Origin of the sequence: Mucilaginibacter mallensis, assembly GCF_900105165.1 — a bacterium.
Taxonomy (GTDB): domain Bacteria; phylum Bacteroidota; class Bacteroidia; order Sphingobacteriales; family Sphingobacteriaceae; genus Mucilaginibacter; species Mucilaginibacter mallensis.
On sequence record NZ_LT629740.1, the window covers coordinates 3385329 to 3406370 of the forward strand.

Consider the following 21042-nt stretch of genomic DNA (forward strand, 5'->3'; position numbering starts at 1 on the left):
GGGATTTATTGTTTAGGCCTTATCTGTCTGAATAAACTGATACACCTACATCTTCTTACTATCTAAACTCTTAATGAATGCCACCAGTTCACCACATTCCTTAGGACTAAGGTTTAGTTTATCTGCTGCCAGGGTTTGATTATCAACCTTTAAACCCATGCCTGCACCACCGCCTTTGTTATAAAAATCAACTACCTGCTCTAAGGTAGTAAATACGCCATTGTGCATATACGGCGCTGTTTGGGCCGCATTACGAACGGTTGTTATTTTAAACGAATGCTTATAATCATCAATCCTCACTAAATTATACCGCCCCATATCGGTATCTACCTCCATGCTCTTCGCATACCGCGGCACACCAATAACCTCCGATTCTATCCTTATGAATTTAGGGGGCAGCGTACCGTTAAATAATGGCATATAATGGCAGGTAGCACATTTAGCCTTGCCCATAAACAGGTTAAAGCCATTTATTTCACTTTGGTTCATCGCCGCCTTATTACCTCGCATATACTCATCAAAACGACTGGTAAGCATCACCAGGCTACGGATATATGAACCGATGGCGTTGCTAACCTCATATGCCGGTATACCAGCCGTATCTATCTTCGGGAACGCATCATGAAACAGCTTCATATATTCTTTATCTTTATATAACAATGCCGTTGCCTGTTTTATAGAACCATGCATTTCCTGCTTATTTGCCACTACGTCCAGCACCTGATCTTCCAACATAGCTGCCCTCAGATCATAAAATTGTGCCGGTTGCAAGGCTGCATTTATTAGTGTTGGTGTATTTCTGCGGAGCAATACAGTGCTGTTTATCACTGTATTTTTTGTAAAGCCATCAGTAAATGCTTTTTCAGGCTGATGGCACGACTGACAGCTCCTGGTATGTGTACCCGATAAAATTGGATCAGCAAAAAGCCTTTTACCTAACGCTACCTTTTTATCAGTAATAAAAAAAGATGGATCAGTTGAATAAGCATTTACATTATAGGCATTGATATCAAACAATGTTTTGGCATCCTGGTTCAACAAGCGGTTGTACCTTATAACCGGGATCTTTAATGCAACAATCAGATTGGCTATGCTGATACTTGCAGGGTTACCATAATCTGCAATAAATACTGCCCGGTTAAATGAGTTGAAATTGTTGTTCTTTCTTAAATAATTTGTGGCAGCAGTTAATTGTTCAATAAGCTTTGTGTCGCTCCCATTAGTGTAATAGGTTAATATTTTTGTAATACTTTCCAGGCTCGTGGCCGATTCCATTAAGCTATTCTGCAATAAAGGATTATCAAAATCAGTTATTCCCAATGCCTGCACCCTGAAGATCTGTTGCCTCGTGGCATCAAATATCTGCCAGTTCAGTATATCAACATTACCAAAATAAACTTTGTACTTTGTTATATTGTCATCAAGCTTTTTAAGCTCGGTTATTAACTCCTTGCTTTTTGTTTTGTCATATTTGGGATATAAATAATTTTCGATAACCTGCAGCCCTGCCGGGTTAAATGTGGTGCCATCTATTTCCACTTCCTTTACAGGCGGCCCGTTTATAAACCGGGTGGCTATGGGTTGATAATATTCAGCAGCCCATTCAAATCTCTTATATGCTAACCTGGTATCACGAAATAATTGCTGTAATTGCTTTTCGTTAATATCCTTACTTTCCGCAGCGGCAAGCAATTGGTTTTTCAGATTAGTAAAACTGTCAATTTGTACCAATAAATTTTGCTCGATAGCTTTTTCAGACGATACTTTTCCTGCTCTTAATGAGAAAAAAGCAGCAACGGCAACAACAACTATCAGTATCGATATTAATAAGATCTTCTTCAATATTGCAAAAATTTGGACTATTTTTACGGTAGTATCATAAATAATGAAAGAGCGGTCAATAGCCGCTCCCCCGTTATTTATGTTTATAGATGGTTACGCAGATCTATATTATTCTATTAAAAATTAAACGCGTTTGTAAGCGGTGTAGCATTTTGATCACGTGTTGCAAGTGGTGTAAGGCCCCATCTTTTTTCGATAAATGAAAGGATACTTACAGTTTCATATTGGGTATGATCCACATAACCTTGTTTTGCAAACGGAGAGATGATGATAGCCGGAACGCGTGTACCTGGGCCCCATTTCTTGTCGATAACCGGAGGAGCTACGTGATCCCAGAAACCACCGTTCTCATCATAAGTGATAATGATAACTACGTCTTTACCATTCGGGCCGTTAAGTATGTCATTTACCAATTGAACCGCATGAGTTTCACCTAATGATACATCAGAATAACCCGGGTGCTCATTATAAGTACCCAATGGTTTTACAAATGATACTGCAGGCAATGTACCGGCCTGGGCAGCAGCTATAAATTCGGTTTCATCTTTTAAGTGATCTTTTTTGGCCTGGGTTCCATCTGCATAATTTTTGTAGTAGATGAACGGCTGGTGGTGAAACTGGAAGTTTGGATCAGGGTTACCTGCCAGTGCATTATCCCAGCCACCTGAGTACCAGGCCCATGATATGCTCTTAGCGCTTAACCTATCACCAATAGTTGGGTTAGTTTGGTTAGGAACCAGGTTTGCAGTAGCCACGCTTGCCGGGTGAGGCGCGTTAACTGAATAGCTGGTATTAACAACAAACCCATCAGGTGTAACCTGGCCATCACTTATTACAGCACCAGTTGTTGAGTTAACTACTGCAGTAATACCGGTAGGCGCATTAGGGAAAGTTGGGCTTGCCGAAGCAATTAACCATTGGTGGTTTAAGAATGAACCGCCGAAAGCGCTGTGATAAAAGTTATCGCACAAAGTATATTTTTGAGCTAAAGCTAATAACGGCAATAAGCTGGTTTTATAATAACCTTGCGATAAACCTGCAGAGTTGCTGTTATATAAGGCATATTTATCCATTTTACCACCATCAATCTGCATTTGCTCCTGGTAGTAACGGTGCAACACATCCTGTGTAATAACATCATTAGCTACGTATTGATCAATATTAAAAATTGCATTTGGCAAATTTGTCGGGAATACAGGCGTGCCCGGTATAGGAGGCAGTGTAGTATAAGCTTTACCAGTAGCATCAACCTGTATAGAATTAGCCGGTGTTGCATTTGATATGCCATTGGCTCCTGAAAACTCACCATATAGGTTATCAAAGCTGTGGTTTTCCATATAGATAACCACTACGTGATTTACCTGGTTTATACCTGTTGCTGTTGGCTTAACAGTGCTGGATTTATGACAGCTAAAAAAAGATAAGCTCAAAAACAAAACACTAAGGCTGCCAGTTGCCAGTTGTTTAGTATTTAGTTGAAAGCTGCTTTTAAAGGGATTGTACTTATTTTTCATCGGTTTTGATTTATGATATAAAAGTACAGGCATATCATAAACTGAATATTACCTTCCGGTAACCATCTTATTAATATTAAGCAATATTTTTCACCCTGTTATAATATAAGTTAATAATACATTAACAATTTGATATTAATGAACAAATTCTGTTCTATACAAAACTCCACTAAAGCAATTAGGCTTCAGGCCAGATCCTTATCTGCTATTTACCTGTTTATTAATCAGATAGCACATTATCGATCATTAACATCTATTTACTAAAGATTAAAATCAAAATAAAATATTTTAAATAATAAGTATTTTCTTTCCTTAGCATACAAATTAATACCTATCCTCATAAAACCCTAATTTATTGGCTTAATTGGCCAAAAAGGCACATATTCGGCCTCCTCTTAAATACTATCATTTAATAAATTACCCCCTATTTATAATAGTTGCTGCCATTTTATTTGATAGTTTTTTAATCTATACGAACATTTCTTAAAACTATTACGTACAAATATAAACCTAGACTATATAATTAATGAATTTACATATACGGTCTGCATCGCTTTATGCTTTATTTAAAGGTCAAAAACTGATAGTCAGGCACTTAGTACTAAAAAGCTTTGATTGCACGATATTTTGTCAATACTCGTTTATTTTTTTTGCTGTTACTGCTTTTATCGGTTAAGGGATATAGCCAGTCATGCACATTAAAAGATAGTCTGTCATCATCATCTCCTGATATCTGCTCAGGTAACGCTGTAATTTTAACGCCTACCCTTTCGGGCGGTACAGGGCCATATAATTACATATGGAGTACCGGCGAAACAACTCAAACCATCAGCGTTAATAAGGCCGGAACTTATACTGTTTCAGTAACCGATAAAGCCACAAGCTGCCCCGCTGTTACAGCAAGTATATCAGTTGGCGTTTCCACAATGCCCAATGCCCCTACAGCCAGTAGTACTACTGTTTGTGAAAACAGTCCGGCAACGCTAAAAGCCACGGCCCCAGGCGGTACTTATCAGTGGTATGATGCTGCAACCGGCGGTAATTTTTTAGCTACTGGCGATACATTTACTACACCACCTATTACTACTGCCACTACTTATTATGTACAAACAACCCTATCAAATTGTACAAGTGCACGCACTGCCGTAACTGTTTATACAGCAGGCCGGCCAAGCGTTACAAATACATCAGTATGCTCGGGTAATGGGGCTACCATAACAGCCAGCGGAGGCACTAATTATGTCTGGTATGATTCAGCTGCTGAAACCAATCAATTAGCCACCGGACCTACCTATACCACGCCGGCGATTACAAAAACAACAACTTATTATGTGGTGGCAACTGTTAACGGATGTGTTAGTGCGCCTACAGCTGTAATTGTGTATATAAGTCCACCGCCGCCAACGCCAACATCAAGCAATGTTACTATATGCTCGGGTATGGCTGCAAGCTTACATGCCAATGCGGCGTCCGGAATCTTTGACTGGTTTGATGTGCCAACCGGCGGAACGTCATTAATTTCAAGTCCCGACTATACTACCCCCGCACTTACCGCTTCAACAACCTACTATGTGCAAACTTCAGCAAACGGTTGTGAAAGCGCGCGCACCCCTGTAACAGTAACCGTAAACCCAATACCTCCGGCTCCTGCAGCGCAAACAAGCACTATTTGCTATGGAACCAGCACCAATTTAACAATTACTTCTGCAGCAGATGGCAGCACCTATCAGTGGTATGATGCTGCAACGGGCGGACGCTTATTAACAAGCGGCACAACTTACCAAACACCTGTTTTAGATAATACAACCACCTATTATATTCAAAGCGTTAACGGAGGATGTATCAGTAGCCGTACGCCCGTACAAGTTATTGTAAATCCACCTGTAGCGGCTCCCTCAGCATCGGGGGCAATAGTTTGTTCAGGATCGGCAACTATACTAACTGCAACATCAACCGTAAAAGGAGGTATTTACCAGTGGTACAATGCACCAACAGGCGGTACATTATTGGTTACAGACTCCACTTACACCACCCCGGCATTAACTGCTACCACCAAATATTATGTACAAACAGTTGTTGGCGATTGTACCAGCGCGCGAACCGCGGTTTCGGTAACTGTGCTTCCACCGGTTGCTGCTCCTAAAGCTTCGGGTGCTACTATTTGCTCCGGGAATTATGCTATACTAACCGCATCCGGAGGATCGGGTAACTATGGTTGGTATGATAGCCCGGCAGGCGGCACTTTATTATCATCGGGCCAGGTATATGTTACGCCTGCGTTAACAGCCAACGCAACATATTATGTACAAACATCAAGCAATGGCTGTGAAAGTACACGCACTCCGGTTACCGTAACCATAACTCCGATTACACCATCGCCAACAGTAAGTGGTGCCACATCTGTTTGCGCGGGTTCAACTGCAACTGTTTCGGCCAGTACTACTGCAAGTGGCGGCATATTGTGGTATGATGCAGCTACCGGCGGCAATTTGCTGGGATCGGGCAATAACTACACTACTCCCGCTCTAACCGAAACCACAACATATTATGCTGAAAGCAACTCAAGTACATGCCCCGGCGACAGAACGCCGGTAACCGTAACAGTAACACCAACTGCCGATGCACAATTTGAATATACTTATGGTACTTACGGCGGTACAGCCAGTAACCCAATTCCTGTAATTGCTGATCCCGCAGGCGGCACTTTTACGTCATCGCCAGCAGGCCTTGTTTTTGTAAGTAATACCACCGGCGAAGTAAATATTAAAGCAAGTAAAAAGGGCCAATACACTATAGTATTTACCACCAATGGCCCATGCCCGGGTACTTCGAGTGTTGTTTTTGTAACTGATTCTATACCTAGTGGCAATTTTTATTATAATGGCCCATATTGCCAAAGCGGATCAAACCCTTACCCCACATTTGCAAGCAATTCAAGCGCAGGTACATTCAGTGCCTCTCCCAGTGGATTGGTTTTTGTAAACAAAACAACAGGACAAATAAATCTTAATGCCAGCAAACCAGGCACGTACACCGTAAGCAATACATTACTTTTATCCGACGGATCGCCGGAAGTAGCCACTGCCAATGTAACCATTGACCCTGTAGCCATGGTGAACGCAGGGCCGAACCAGAGCGTTCAAGCCGGACAACCCGTGAAACTGGCAGGAAGTATAAGCGGTGCCTCGGGTGCCATATGGTCTGGCGGTAAAGGCACTTTCTCTCATCCTAACTTACTAAATGCGGTATATACCCCCGCAACGGGCGAAAGTGATGTAACACTTACCCTAACAACAACCAATTCTGCGGGCGTTTGTGGACCCGTATCGGCAAAGGTTGAAATCTTTATTCATACGGTGCCAGTGGCCCCAACAGCCCCGGGAATCCCTGTCTGTATGGGTAGTAGCACAACACTATCGGCATTGGCTCCCGGAGGTACTTATCGCTGGTATGATTCTGCCACCGGCGGTACTTTACTTTCAACCGGGCCCAATTATATAACCCCACCGCTTACAGCTACTACTACTTATTATGTACAAACAACTGCAAACGGCCTCACCAGCGCACGAACCGCTGTTATAGTAACCGTTAATCAAACACCTGTAGCTCCTGTTGTGGCGCCGACAGGCACTTGCATGGGCAGCCCGGCAATAATAACGGCAAGCGGCTCAACAGGCACATATAAATGGTATGACGCGGCAGCCGGTGGAAATTTATTAGCCACAGGCAGCACATTTACAACATCTCCATTGTTATCAAATACTATCTACTATGTTCAGGCAGTAATAAATGATTGTATTAGTCCACGTACAAAAGTAACCGTATCAGTTAATCCGGCACCTAATATCACCAGTTCACCCAATAATAATGCCTGCGGTGGTATCCCATTAAATTATGTAATTACTTCTGATACTCCCGGGGCTACCTATTCATGGAGCAGGGCACAGGTAACGGGCATCAGTAACCCAGCGGTGACCGCTCAAACATCGGGCACTATTACTGAGGCCCTGATCAATACCTCCGCCGCCCCCATTGATGTAACCTACCTGATAACACCATCAAACAATGGCTGTTCAGGGCCCGTGTTTAAATATGTGGTTACCGTTTATCCAACCCCAGCCGTTACCAGCAGCCCTACGGCCACAATTTGCGATAATACAACCGATGATTACGCCATAACCTTTAGTTTGCCACAAACCACATTTACCTGGGGCCGCGCGGCTGTTCCGGGGATAAGCAACGCAGCAGTATCAGGCCAAACAGCAGGCACCATACGTGAGGTGCTTTTTAATACTACTACGGCGCCAATTGCAGTTCCGTATACCATTAACTACCAAACCAGTGATTGCCAGGCACAACCATTTACCTGGACAGAAACCGTAAACCCTACTGCCTACATAACCAGTGCTGCTGCAGGAACAATCTGCAGTGGCACACCGCAAAACTATACCATTACATCAAACATACCGTCGGCCACATTTAGCTGGAAACGGGATACAGCAAACAACATCAGTAATAAACCTATAAGCAATCAAACATCAGCAACTATTGATGAAACTTTAGTTAATACCGGCCCTAACCCGGTAAAGGTTAGTTATATTATAACACCAATTGCGTTTGGTTGCCCGGGCGCTGCTTTTGCCTATACAGTTACATTGAACCCGCAGCCTGCAATGCCTGTAGCTAACAGTAACACCCCTGTTTGTTTGGGCAGCACGGTACAATTGCGCACACCTATAGTTCAAAATGCCAGTTATTTGTGGACGGGGCCAAATGGCTATACTTCAGATCTGCAAAACCCTGATATTAAAAACGTCACACTCGCTGATACAGGCATATACAAATTATATGTTACCGTTAACAGTTGCACCAGCCCGGCCGGCACTACGCAGGTAAGGATACATGAACCACCAAAAGCTGATGCCGGCCCCAACCAGTTAGTTTGTATAAATGCCACATCGGTACAATTGGCCGGCAAGGTTACCGGTGGCACTACAACAGGTATATGGACACCATCGGGATCAGGAACATTTATACCCGGAAAAAACTATCTGAATGCCCAATATATCCCCTCAGCGGAAGATAAAGCAGTCGGATCCGTAACATTAACCCTTCAATCAACCAGTACTGACGATTGCAATTTTTCTATTTCAAGCATGACCATTACTTTCGGACTTTTGCCTGCAGTAAGTACAGGCGGGAATAGAAATGTTTGTATACAAGATGCCAGCGTTCCGCTAAAAGCACAAATATTTATTCCGGGTGGAAGTAAATGGAGTACCTCAGGTAGTGGAAGTTTCACACCTTCAGTAGATGACTTAGATGCAACATATACCCCATCTACTGCCGATAAACAAAGCGGATCAGTAAAACTAACACTAACCGCTAATAATCCCGGCCAGTGTTATCTAGCCACGGATACTATGCTGGTGAAATTTAGCCCGCCGCCAACAGTTAATGCAGGTGGCATACGATATGTTTTGCGTGGCCACACTATTATTTTAGATCCTGTGGTGAGCGAGAATGATGTAACCTATTTATGGTCGCCAAATATTGATATTAACAATGTTACTGCAAAAAATCCAGTTATTACCGGCAATATCGATCGTAGCTATACCTTGCAGGTTACCGATAGCCTGGGCTGTGTAACTTATGCTCAAACCCAAATCATAGTATCTCCAGAACTGGTTATACCTAATGCCTTTACACCCAACGGCGATGGCATTAATGATTACTGGGAGATTAAGGGCCTGGTTGCCTATACCAATGCCATTATTGATGTGTTTAACAGATACGGTGCAAAACTCTATCACTCAGTGGGATACCCCACACCGTGGGACGGAAAATATAACGGACAGCAGCTGCCCGTTGGCACGTATTATTATATTATAAATACCAATGTAAACAACCAGGTATTGTCTGGATCATTAACAATTATAAGGTAGCAATATTAATTCAACAGGTTAAGCAGGTCTGTTTTTGAGAGGTTTTTAACGAACGATGTATCGCTTTTGATCAAATCATTAGCGAGTGATTGCTTGTTTTCCTGCATCACCATTATCTTTTCTTCAACCGTACCGGGGCATATCAGCCGTACGGCAACAATATTTTTGTCCTGCCCAATACGATGGCAGCGATCTATGGCCTGGTTCTCAACTGCGGGGTTCCACCATGGGTCAACCAGGTAAACGTAATCGGCCTCAGTTAAATTAAGGCCGGTGCCCCCTGCTTTCAGGCTGATCAGGAAAACACGTATCTCCGCATCAGTCTGAAAATCATTAATAACCGCTTGTCTGTTGCGGGTTTGCCCGGTTAAATAACTAAAGCCTATCTCCCTGCTCTTTAGTTCTTTTTTTATCAGATCGAGCATGGTTACAAACTGGGAAAATACCAATATTTTATGCTGATGCTTTTTGCCCTCTATCTCCTCTATCAGCATATCTATTTTAGCCGAGGCATTACCCGGCATCTTCTCGCCTTTAAGCAACAATGGCGAATCACAGATCTGCCGCAGGCGGGTTATACCCTTTAGCACATTCATGGGTGATTTTTTCAGCACATCGCCCGTTGTAGCCGATATATAGTCGCGAAACTCAGTTTCGTAGGCATTGTAAATATTACGCTGCTCAGGCTTCATTTCGCAGTACAAAACCATTTCGGTTTTCTCGGGCAGGTCTGATGCTACTTCCTGCTTGGTACGCCTGAGAATGAACGGGCTGATCTTATTTTGCAGCTCCTTAGCCCGCTTGCTACTTTTAAACATATCAATAGGCGAAGAATAGATCTCCTTAAAATATTGCTTGCTACCCAACAAACCCGGGCATGCAAAAGATAACTGCCCGTACAGATCAAATGTATTATTTTCAACAGGTGTGCCTGTAAGCACAATTTTGTTCCTGGATTTTAACAGTCTGGTTGCTTTATAACGCTGAGATTCAGGGTTCTTGATCTGCTGTGATTCATCAAGAAAAACGTAATTAAACTCATAATCCTTCAGGAAAACGATATCGGCTAACAAAGTTCCGTATGAGGTGAGGACAACCTCATATTTATCAAATTCTGATATACTTTTAATACGATCGGCCCCATAAATAGTATGCACGCGCATTGTTGGTGCAAATTTTTCGATCTCCAGCTGCCAGTTATGAATTAGTGAAGTGGGCACCACCACTAAATTGGTATTGTGTTTATTTTTATCGCGTTGAGATAGAATAAACGCTATAACCTGTATAGTTTTACCCAGGCCCATATCATCCGCAAGGCAACCGCCGAAGTTGAAATCATCCAAAAAATTAAGCCAGCTTAACCCCTGCTGTTGATAGTGGCGCAGCTCGCCATTAAAGCCAATTGGGGTTGGAAATAATTTAACTGCTTCGAAGTTTTCTAACTTTTTATGGTAGATACTTATCTCGTTCTGTACCTTTTCATCCAAATCAGCCTCATTAAATAGTTGCTCTATCACCGTAAAGTTCGACTTCGCTATCTGCAAGGTTTCATCATCAGCTATCTCGCCTGAATTGAAATAATCGTTAAATTTTTCTATCCACTCAGCCGGTAAAATGCCTGTTGTGCCATCATCAAGCTGCACATATTTGGTTTTGTTCTTTACCGCGCGATAGATCTGTTTTAAAGCTGCCCGCTTACGCCCGAAACGCGCGTTAACAATGGCATTGAACCAGTTAAGGCCACTTAATACTTTAATACTGATCTTTACCTTATTAGGGTTTAGCTTATTACCTTCCAGCTCATTAAAACCAAGTATGGCTATTTTTTGATTCTGCCACTCATCAAACACATCCAGAAACCAATCCTCATCCAAAAATCTTTTTTTATGCAGATAGAAATATTGCAGGTCGTTTTCCAGTTGCTCCTCAAAATAAGGGTGCTGCTTTACCAGTAAGGCAGTAAAATCAATCTCGGCTGCATCGTTCCGGTTTACCAAGAACTCCTTTCCACGCTCATCAACCGAATAGATCTGCCTTTTGGTACGTACGGATATCTCCACCTCACCATACCGCATCACCGGGATCAGCATCACATGTGTACCAAAATCCGACAAATAAATTATCCTTTCAGTTTCATTATTAAAGCCCTGCTTTTTTAGCTGAGCCGGTGTAGCGGGCTTAATATGCGGATAATCAATACTTACCTTTTCTTCCAGCTTGGTGAGTAACTGTTTTTTAAACTCATCAAATTTGGAACTATGCACCAGTATATTATCCTGCTTTTTGGTTAGCAGAGTTATCACATTCAGCTGTTGCAGATTAGGCGTTAAACAAAGCTTGGTACCCGTCCACACAAAATAAGTAAACCAAATGCTCAGATTTTTAAAATCAAATATCTGCTGATCTATTTCAAGCGTACCCGATAGCTCAAAGAACTGATCTTTAGGTTTTACGGTTAGTTTAGGTTCTGCTGTAAGCAACTCAACCTTTACCGGGAAAATCGAATTTGCGGTAATATTTTCTGATACCTCATTATCATGATAATAAAAATCATAATCCAAAGGATTTTTGACAATGGCTTTTAAAGCCATTATATCAGCCTCGCTGACTATTTTATTAATATGGTGCTGAAACTTATGTATCCCCGTAAAGAACTTCAATTGCTGCGCATCTTCCGTTTGCCAGATCATATCCAGCGGAGCTATAGGCGTTAAAGGATTTTTAATCTTCCCTTCCCTGGTCGTTTGTGCCGAATACAGCTCCACAAACAAATACTTATAATACTTATGCTGCTTTAATACGATGCAAATGGTTTGTTCTTCTATAGCTACCGGCGGAACATCAGCCACAATAACCGACTTCAGCAACCCTATGCTTTCCTTAGTAACCGGCAGTAAGGATGTTAAAACAGGAGTAATTTCCAGTTTACTGTTGAGAAGCTCAATCTTGAAAAAGCTATCAAGGTCGGGTTTATGTTCCAGTCCATAATCAACTGCAAATTTCTTCAGTCTACTATGGCGCAGCTTTTCATCAAAAAATATGCGGAACTCATCCCGTTTTATGATCTCGGATAATACCGCGGCCTGGTGTTCGCAAAACTTATTGTTTTCAGCATAGCAATCGCAGGCCAGTATCAGCCTGTTATTTTCATTGACAACCGCAACTGCGGGAAATGCTGCTTTTTTATATTGATTTGTAAAAGTGCCGTGGTTAATTTCGAGCGAAAGCGCAGAAATGCTGCGATTGCCCGTTTGATCTGAATAGATATCACCAGTGCTATGCTGCGCAATAAGTACCTCGGTTAAAGTATCAATAGCAACACCCTCAAATACAACCGTATGATTACGGGATGGCTCATCCTGATCGAACCTTAACTTGCTTACCCGTATTTTCTGCATCTACACCTTATCCAATACAGCTCCCGGATTATCATCCGCTTTGGTCAGATTTTCTTTTTCCTCTTTTTCAGGATTGACAGCGCATGGATATCCAAACAGGCAGCGTTCCTTTATCATGGTCACTACTTCTGGTGGTACATGTTCCTCCCATCCAGCTTCACCATGTTTTATAAGCTCCAGCACTTTATCGGTTTGCGCATGCAGATTATTTTCATTGTAATGATGAATATCTTCTATTTTATTATTGGCTATCAGGTAGCGGTACAGATCGATAAGGTGCGCAGGCGGGTTAAACCTCAGGCAATTGTAAATAACCTTATCGCGCAAGGTAGGATATATGAACAGCTTAACCTTACGGCTGAATAATGTTGCAAAAGACTCCAAAATGCCACCCGGAAGATCTTTATAATGCTCTTCAGAGAAAATATATTCCAAATTCGGATAGCCTAAAACCACACCCAATTTAAGTTTAGTTATCTTCGACAGGTAGGCTATCAGCTTATAATACTCATGAAAATTTGAGATCAGTACCGTTTGCCCGAGTGAGCAGAGGATATCTACACGGTCAAGGAAATCTTTCTCATCAATTTCAGCCGTTTCGTCGGCATTTCTTTCTTTTAACGATTGCAGGGTAAGCTCTGTAACTACCATCACGTTATCCTTATCCACATCAGGCTCCTGCATAAACTGCTTAACGCCTGTAGTAAGCATATCTATATGCACATTAATAATAGGACGAAAACGGCCGCGTATTACCACAATATGCTTTTTATACAATACCTCTGATGGTTGCTGGTTCTTGCCATCCGGACCAAAAACCGCTACATCCGAAAAACCATATTTAACCAGGTGCAAGCTCATCAGCCTGTTATCAACCTTGGTAAAGTTTGGCCCTTCAAAACGGATCATATCTATCTGGATACGGTCCCTTGACAAGTTATCCATCAATGAAAGCAAGAACACCGGCGGCACTTCATTATAATAAAAGCAGGCATACATCAGGTTAACACCCAAAATGCCTACAGCCTGTTGTTGCAGGTTATTATCGTTATCCAATAGTTTTACGTGAATAACCACATCGTTAAACTCGCCGTTGGGCTCTAACTGAAAGCGTACGCCCATCCAGCCATGACCGTCGTTAGTTTTATTATAATTGAGGGCCGAAACCGTATCAGAAAAAGCAAAAAATGTGGTTGAATCACCACGCAGCTCAGACAGACGCTCAATTAGTAAACCATACTCATGGTTAAGCATTGATTTTAGCCTTGGCTCGCTTACATAGCGGCGTACTTGCATGGCACCATAAATAGCGTCAGAAAAAGTCATGTCATAAGCCGACATGGTTTTGGCAATAGTACCTGATGAACCGCCAGCCTTAAAAAAATTAGCAGCCACATCCTGTCCGGCACCAATTTCAGCGAAAGAACCATAAATTTTTGGATCGAGATTTATGGCAAGCGCTTTTTGTTTGGTTCCAATGTCCTTATTATGAATGCTATTCATACAATTTATATTTATTTACTGTTGCCAGTAGCCTGAAGTAATTAGTTGATTAAAAGTACGACTTTTTAGAGAATGCGACAGAAAGAATTAGAAAAATGCAAATAAGATGGCTATTCCTTAACAATAGTTTAACCCGCTATTTCAGCAACTACCAATCAATGATATACATACATTAATATATGTTGTTGAATTTTTTCATCAATCTTTTATCGCTCTATCCATTCGGGATTATATATTTGCTTTTCATATCAAACCAAATACAAACTAATAATGAGTGATTCAACTGAGGGAACAGTATCCCACAATGTATATTTTGATGGCAAAGTAAAAAGCCTGGCGCTTGACACGGATAAAGGCAAAGCTACTGTTGGTGTAATGAAAAAAGGAAACTACCAATTCTCAACTTCCACACCCGAAAAGATGATCATTATCGCCGGCATCATGGATGTTAAATTACCTGAAGGCAGCTGGACAAAATATTACGAAAAGGATGAATTTGATGTAGCATCGGGTGTTATATTCGATATTATATGCGATACCGATGTAGCTTATATCTGCTATTACGAATAATTAAGCCTTTCCACATGTTATGCAATAACATGTATTATTTTCAATCCAAAACTTCGATATAATCCGTAAAAAGATGCCCACTCAAGCTATAGCTTCATCCACTGAAACAGGCAAATTGCCGGTAATGCATTTAAAGCGTTATTGGCATAAATCTGTTTTAAAAAGGAACAATGAAATTAAGCCTGATGCTTTTACTGATGAATGGACGCTGGATATTACTTTATTAAATGCACTAGGTTTAGGGTTAGAACCAACCATTCAATATATATACCTCGAAAATCCATCATTTGAAAAATTTGAAGACTGGATATTACAGGTTACTGGTGAACCCGAATCTGAAAAAATAGTCCGGTTTAATCCGCTATTTACTAATGATAGTATCGCTGAGAACAGCATAACGCAAAACGACAATGTCTTAAGCAATGAGGATTGGGACTTCTGGCAGCAAAATGGCTATGTCATTATCAGGAATGCCGTGACCAGGGAGAATTGTGATGAGACAATTGAGGCGCTTTGCGATCATATTAATATAAAAAGGCATGATCCGGCTACATGGTACAATAACCACCCCGCAAAACAGGGCATTATGGTGCAGCTTTTTCAACACCCGGCGCTTGAGCAAAACCGCAATGCCTTTAAAATCAGAAAGGCTTTCGAGGAAATCTGGAACAGAATTGATATTTGGGTAAATACCGATAGGGTTGGCTTTAACCCACCGGTAACTCAATCTTATCCTTTTCAAGGGCCGCGCCTGCATTGGGATAGCAGTATCAAGCCGCCCATGCCATTGGGTACACAAGGATTGCTTTATTTAGCGGATACCGCCGAAAATCAGGGCGCATTTACACTTGTACCGGGTTTTCAAAACAGGATAGAAGATTGGCTAAAAGGTTTACCCCTTGGTGCAGACCCACGTAAACAGGATCTGTATACTTTAGGGGCTAAGCCAATAGCTGCCAATGCTGGTGATTTTATCATATGGCACCATGCTCTTCCGCATGGCAGCAGCCCAAATACTTCATCACTACCAAGGTTTGTGCAATACATTAATTATGAACCTGCCGGCAAGCAGGAAAGCGACATCTGGTTATAAAAGCAATTAGTTTGTCGCTTTTCTCTTCTCCTCCAGTAAATTATATAACTCAACAGCCTTATTAAGGTTTGATGGCACGTGGTGGGTAACTTTTTCAGAAAAAATCTCACCTTGTTTTTTGGAATGATATCGACTTCTTTCCGTCATATTTAAAACATCCTGCGGTGTGAGTGTTGTTTTTGTAAAAGCTGCAATCTTTTCAATCATCTGCATTGCACCTTCATTATAATTCAGGAGCAGGCATTGGTCATCCACATCTGCAATTTCAAGGCATTTTTTAAAATAACTTTCAATTACCGCGGCCAGGTAAGCATCCGGGCTCATATTAGCCACCTTATTGGCATCAAGCCCAAACAATTGTGGTTCAATTAACCCATTTACAGCCTGCATACCGGGTTGCTTGCGGTGCGAGTTGAACACCTCATCTGGCTTGCGATACAGTATAATAAAAGGAACATCAGGATAAAGCTTCCTCAACTGTTCATAAAAAAACAAATGCCAGCTATCTGTTTTAATAAATAGGTTCTTTTCCTTATTGGGCCGTTTTTGTCCGTAATATTTTACAGCATCAGTAAATAGCATTGCAATTGCAGCCTGATTAAATTCCGGGTATTTGTAAGGCAAACGCAGTATGTCATCAAAAAAAGGAACTTCAGCAAGAACTATATTTTCATCCAACGTGGCCAACAGCTGCGAAATTAGTGTTGAGCCACAGCGCGAAATATGAAAAATAAAAGCCGTTGGTTCTATTGCTGATACCCCTCGCGTCCACTCCGCTATCATCATTAAATCACTAACCGATGATATGGCAGCATGGCGGCCATCCAGCCCCCTGCATTTTAAAATAGTTTCATCAAAAAATGGTTCAATAAATGGTTCGCCATAAGTATTTAGCCAGCAGCATTTGATCTGGCCATCAACTGCTAACAATTTGTACGGGACCCAATTAAGTGGAAAATCAAGCATGATCTTTATTTAATTGTCGTTCCATATCATCAGCCAATGCGTTTGATGTAGACGTATTTTGTATGCGCAACTCTTTAATTACCATTAAAAGTTGAGGATCAAGTTCATTTTCTTTAATTGAAATTACAGCAGATGACTCAATAAGTCGCGTTAACCAATCATTCACCTTACAATCAACAACAAGGTGAATCCTGTCTGTAGTGCCTTTGTTTGTCACGCTATGGGGTAAATGCGCATTCATATACCAGCAGTCGCCCACATCCATTATTACGCGCTCACCATCTACATAAAACTCAACACCCGGGTTGGTAAACACCGGGAAATGCAAACGGACTTCATGCTGTTCAAAAAGCAAGCCTTCATCTATATGCTCTTTAATAATTGCTCCGGTCTGCAAGTTTAAAAAACGTACAGACATCACCGGGCAATTAAACCCTGAAAGTAATTTAATGACCGATGGAAAACGTGACATATATATAGTATCCCGGTATTCCAACTCTCCCATCAATTCAGGTATGATAGTTTCGTGCTTCCCTTCTACCGATCGTAAAGCAATACCTTTCCATGAGCCCGCATAATACGAGGTATTAAAATGGGGCAGCCACTCTGCTTTTATTGTTAATAATTCGCTTTGGGTAAGCTCAGCATCAAACGGTAGCGATAATTTGGCATATCGGATCATAAAAGCGCTCTATTAGTTTTCACGAAGCCAGCGTATCATTTTCGGATATGGCGGCTTGTTTAATTCCCTGGCTTTTTGCTCATCATAGCACATGCCAGCCCATTGCAATAAGGGTAGTCCTACAAATCTGCCTTCAGCAAAATTTTGGATGATATTTTCACTTTCACCCTTATATCCTTCAGTATGAAAAACAAAAGCCGGGTCAATATCAAGATGTATACAAGCGGCATATGACCATGCCAATGTCATCATCTCCCCGCCCTGGTTTAAATCATTATTTGGCAGGATATCACTCATCGTTTTACGCAGTTCAGGTGGCATGGTTGCCAAATGCCCGGCTTCATGAAGAATATCCCCAGGATATAACAGCTTTTCGGTATCAATAATAAGCTTACCATCTTCCAGTTGCAAACCAGGCAAAAAGGTATGGCCGTTTATGGGCCGTATAATTACTTTTATACCCACCGATCCTAAAAAGCGAATAATATTATCTATTGGCGCGGTGCTCAATGCAATAAGTTTATACTAATACAGATTGCTCTTTTATTAAACGCAAACCTGCAAATGAGGTTGCGAATTTTTGCCCGTATGGCTGGCCGGGCACTAAATACCGGGCATCAATATGTGATTTTTGCTTTCCGTTGCTAAAGCTGAATACGGTTTTGCCTATCATCAGGCCATTCCATGCAGCCTGACTAATGATCACCTCGTGTTTATTTTTATTTTGCATCACCAACTGACCATTCATCAATTCCTGATTATGGCCACTAATTATCATATCAATATGCTCCGACTCACGCGCCAGCATCTTATTATCAGGATTACCATTTTCCTGCTGACATCCTAAATGCGAAAGACAGATAACCAGATCGCAGTGTTCATCCTCTTTAAGCTGTTTTGCCATTTTATTGGCACATTGTATGGCATCGTTATAAAACACGCCTGCAACCTGCTGGCCAACACCTGTAATACCTATTTTATATTGCCCACTATTAATTATGATATAAGGCTTTACAAGCTCGCCTAACTTATTATTAAAATGGTAGTTGCAATTCACCAGCGTAAACTCCATTAGCGGCACAAGCGCTGCTAAATGATCCTGCCCAAATGCAAGTTCATGATTACCTATAGCCGCTGCATGATAGCCCATGGCATTCATAGTATGAATTACTTCTCTTTGCTGCGCAACGCTGTTTGACCGATCTAAAAAATCCCCGCCATCCAATAACAGGCCATCTGTTTCCTGGTTATTGAGCATGGTTTTTATTTGCTTCAGACCGCCCATATTATTATATACGGCATCAATATTACCATGTAAATCATTAGTATGATAAATAGTAACATCAGTTTTGGCAGTATATAAGGTATTAATGCGCTTACTGATGGTAGCCATTGAATTCATTGGCTTGCTTAATGCAGCTATGCCGGCCACTAATGACATTTGACTGAGAAATAACCTGCGCTGATTGTTCATTTGGGTTTATTTGGTATTTAAATGTATTAAATAATTTTTTAGAAAACACAAAAAAACTTTTGCCCCTGCATCAACCTGATAAACAACTGTTTATTAATTAAAATCTTTTAATAATAACCTTGTTCATTTTTAAGCCTAACTAAAAATAAATGTGTTTATATTAAAAAAAATAACAATAGCGATATTTTATTTACACACACTTAAAACACTGATTATCAGTATATTTTTTCAAAAAAAATTTCCAAAAATGTAAAATATGAAGAAAAATATCTTTAATATTGATTTATAATATTAACCAATTATAACCTAATCTTATGAATCCACTTTTAGCAATGATCTTTGCATTTGGCAGTAATTTTGCACCACAAGGGTTTTTATTTTGCTCCGGGCAGCTTTTATCAATATCCAGCAATGCGGCTGTATTTTCTCTTTTAGGTACTACGTATGGCGGTAATGGTATAAATACCTTTGCTCTGCCAGATCTGCGTGGCCGTGCTCCGATTGGCCAGGGACAAGGGCCCGGCTTAAGCAATTATGTTTTAGGGCAAGCCAGTGGTACTGAAAACACTTCTATTCTTATAAGTAACTTACCATCACATACGCACACGCTTAATGTAAACAATGGCACGGGAACCACTGGTATACCCGGCACTACCACCTATTTATCAAAAGGGCCAGTAACCGGTTCAGGGCCTACTGCTGAGGTAGGGAAAATTTATACCACTACTGCACCCAATACAACTTTGGCCGGAAATGCTATTGGCCTTACAGGCAGCAACATCCCAATTAGTATTCTGCAACCATACCTTGCAGTCTCTTATATCATAGCAATGTTTGGTATTTTCCCATCCAGAAACTAATCATTTAGCTTAGTAATTTTCATTAAAATGGCAAAGCCAATAAAAATAGGTTTCTTAACACCCTATTCGGGTGTTTATCCGTTTTATGGCCATCATTTAATGGCTGGCATACTATTGGGCTTATACCCGGGAGTTGTAAAACAGGATGAAATACAATTTATACCTGTTTATACCAAAATGGGCGATGCCGCAAGTGTATCGGAAGCGGTTAACAAATTTATTTTTTTTGACCAGGTTGATATGATCTCAGGATTGATCAGCTATAAATCAATACCAGATATAGTACCGGTAATTGAATCTTATAATAAACTGGCATTCTTTTTTGATTTAGGTGAGTACATTCCTTATTTCAATCATTTAAGTCCGCGTATATTTTATTCTTCACAGCAGATCTGGCAATCACAATATGCCCTGGGTCACTGGGCACATAAAGAATACGGTGGCACCGGCATTATGGTAATGCCTGTATATGAAGCCGGTTATCACCTGAGCGGCGCCTTTTATAAAGGGGCTTGTGTTGCCGGAGCTGAACAAATGGGCCTGCACGTTATCCCGCGTGATCCCACGGATATAAAAAGATTGAATCTTGATGGCTTTTTTAGCGAAATAAAAAAGAACAAGCCTTCATATATAAATGCCGTTTTTGCAGGTACTATGGGGACCGAGTTTTTAAAAGCATGGCGTGAATCTGAATTTCACAAACTGATTCCCCTAAGCGTAGTGGAAAATATGGCATATGATGATATCCTGGAGGATATAGCCGGGCTCGACCTGGAATTACATGCCGCCATATCATGGAACCGCAATGCCGAAAACCCCCATAATAAAGAATTTGTAAAGAAATACGAAAACACCGCCGGCCAAATGGCAAACATTTATGGTTTACTCGGCTATGAAGCCGGCCTTGCACTTAAGGAAGTTAAATCACATATGCTAAAAGGTGATTGGAACATAGCTATGGCCCTCCTTCAAAAGGAATCAGTGGTTGGGCCAAGGGGCGAGCGTAATTTTTATCCGTTATCCGGTTTTTCATTACCGGTAATTGATGTGGTTTCTATCAAAACATCATCAAAAAAGATCTATAAAACAGTAATAAGTCAGGGCAATGGCTTAAAATTCGATTCACCGGATTTTAAAGAGATTCATGAGGAAAGTGTAAGTGGCTGGCAAAACCCATACCTGTGTATATAAAAAC

At 41.1% G+C, this 21042-nt stretch carries 13 protein-coding genes; 5 read left to right on the forward strand and 8 right to left on the reverse strand.

Translation table 11 applies throughout. The features are described 5' to 3' along the window. Positions 1–45 precede the first annotated feature (45 nt). Positions 46–1842 (reverse strand): cytochrome-c peroxidase, encoded by a 1797-nt coding sequence (locus BLU33_RS13780; protein ID WP_091373827.1) that lies wholly within the window; start codon positions 1840–1842, stop codon positions 46–48. Positions 1843–1958: 116 nt separating this feature from the next. Continuing rightward, positions 1959–3356, reverse strand: a complete 1398-nt coding sequence (gene acpA, locus BLU33_RS13785; RefSeq protein WP_091373829.1) for an acid phosphatase — start codon at positions 3354–3356, stop codon at positions 1959–1961. A gap of 650 nt (positions 3357–4006) precedes the next feature. Between acpA and BLU33_RS13790 the strand changes: the two genes are divergently transcribed. After that, the gene (locus tag BLU33_RS13790) at positions 4007–9301 is read left to right on the forward strand and encodes an Ig-like domain-containing protein (RefSeq protein ID WP_091373831.1); all 5295 of its coding nucleotides are present in this window, start codon (positions 4007–4009) and stop codon (positions 9299–9301) included. A 5-nt stretch (positions 9302–9306) separates the two neighbouring features. Here the strand turns inward: BLU33_RS13790 and BLU33_RS13795 are convergent, their stop codons facing one another. After that, complete coding sequence (locus BLU33_RS13795) at positions 9307–12699, reverse strand: DEAD/DEAH box helicase (RefSeq protein ID WP_091373834.1); 3393 nt, start codon at positions 12697–12699, stop codon at positions 9307–9309. Next, positions 12700–14202, reverse strand: a complete 1503-nt coding sequence (locus BLU33_RS13800; protein WP_091373837.1) for a nicotinate-nucleotide adenylyltransferase — start codon at positions 14200–14202, stop codon at positions 12700–12702. A 270-nt stretch (positions 14203–14472) separates the two neighbouring features. Here BLU33_RS13800 and ppnP point away from each other — a divergent pair, with 270 nt between their 5' ends. Both ppnP and BLU33_RS13810 read left to right on the forward strand, forming a co-directional pair. Next, positions 14473–14772 (forward strand): pyrimidine/purine nucleoside phosphorylase, encoded by a 300-nt coding sequence (gene ppnP / locus BLU33_RS13805; protein ID WP_091373839.1) that lies wholly within the window; start codon positions 14473–14475, stop codon positions 14770–14772. 73 nt (positions 14773–14845) lie between these two features. Then, complete coding sequence (locus BLU33_RS13810) at positions 14846–15865, forward strand: phytanoyl-CoA dioxygenase family protein (RefSeq protein ID WP_091373842.1); 1020 nt, start codon at positions 14846–14848, stop codon at positions 15863–15865. 6 nt (positions 15866–15871) lie between these two features. On the opposite strand, the gene BLU33_RS13815 is transcribed toward BLU33_RS13810, so the two are convergent. From BLU33_RS13815 to BLU33_RS13830, 4 genes are read right to left on the reverse strand one after another with little or no spacing between them, the layout of a single operon-like run. Continuing rightward, positions 15872–16831 carry a sulfotransferase family protein gene (locus tag BLU33_RS13815; protein WP_091373845.1) on the reverse strand — a complete coding sequence of 320 codons (960 nt, stop codon included), beginning with the start codon at positions 16829–16831 and terminating at the stop codon, positions 15872–15874. After that, positions 16824–17513: an aspartyl/asparaginyl beta-hydroxylase domain-containing protein gene (locus BLU33_RS13820; protein ID WP_091373849.1), complete on the reverse strand. Its 690-nt coding sequence runs from the start codon at positions 17511–17513 to the stop codon at positions 16824–16826. The genes BLU33_RS13815 and BLU33_RS13820 overlap by 8 nt, the downstream gene beginning before the upstream one ends. 12 nt (positions 17514–17525) lie before the next feature. After that, positions 17526–18023, reverse strand: coding sequence for a hypothetical protein (locus tag BLU33_RS13825; protein ID WP_091373850.1), 498 nt, complete (start codon positions 18021–18023; stop codon positions 17526–17528). Positions 18024–18033: 10 nt separating this feature from the next. Next, positions 18034–18987 carry a metallophosphoesterase gene (locus BLU33_RS13830; protein ID WP_091373853.1) on the reverse strand — a complete coding sequence of 318 codons (954 nt, stop codon included), beginning with the start codon at positions 18985–18987 and terminating at the stop codon, positions 18034–18036. A 314-nt stretch (positions 18988–19301) separates the two neighbouring features. Between BLU33_RS13830 and BLU33_RS13835 the strand changes: the two genes are divergently transcribed. Then, the gene (locus BLU33_RS13835; RefSeq protein WP_091373857.1) at positions 19302–19847 is read left to right on the forward strand and encodes a phage tail protein; all 546 of its coding nucleotides are present in this window, start codon (positions 19302–19304) and stop codon (positions 19845–19847) included. 27 nt (positions 19848–19874) lie between these two features. Beyond that, positions 19875–21038, forward strand: coding sequence for an ABC transporter substrate-binding protein (locus BLU33_RS13840; protein ID WP_091373861.1), 1164 nt, complete (start codon positions 19875–19877; stop codon positions 21036–21038). Positions 21039–21042 lie beyond the last annotated feature (4 nt).

Coding starts and splice junctions, on each gene's coding strand:
- acpA (WP_091373829.1), bottom strand. CDS start 3,356: ATGAAAAATAAGTACAATCCCTTTAAAAGCAGCTTTCAACTAAATACT.
- BLU33_RS13795 (WP_091373834.1), bottom strand. CDS start 12,699: ATGCAGAAAATACGGGTAAGCAAGTTAAGGTTCGATCAGGATGAGCCA.
- BLU33_RS13800 (WP_091373837.1), bottom strand. CDS start 14,202: ATGAATAGCATTCATAATAAGGACATTGGAACCAAACAAAAAGCGCTT.
- ppnP (WP_091373839.1), top strand. CDS start 14,473: ATGAGTGATTCAACTGAGGGAACAGTATCCCACAATGTATATTTTGAT.
- BLU33_RS13810 (WP_091373842.1), top strand. CDS start 14,846: ATGCCCACTCAAGCTATAGCTTCATCCACTGAAACAGGCAAATTGCCG.
- BLU33_RS13815 (WP_091373845.1), bottom strand. CDS start 16,831: ATGCTTGATTTTCCACTTAATTGGGTCCCGTACAAATTGTTAGCAGTT.
- BLU33_RS13820 (WP_091373849.1), bottom strand. CDS start 17,513: ATGATCCGATATGCCAAATTATCGCTACCGTTTGATGCTGAGCTTACC.
- BLU33_RS13830 (WP_091373853.1), bottom strand. CDS start 18,987: ATGAACAATCAGCGCAGGTTATTTCTCAGTCAAATGTCATTAGTGGCC.
- BLU33_RS13835 (WP_091373857.1), top strand. CDS start 19,302: ATGAATCCACTTTTAGCAATGATCTTTGCATTTGGCAGTAATTTTGCA.
- BLU33_RS13840 (WP_091373861.1), top strand. CDS start 19,875: ATGGCAAAGCCAATAAAAATAGGTTTCTTAACACCCTATTCGGGTGTT.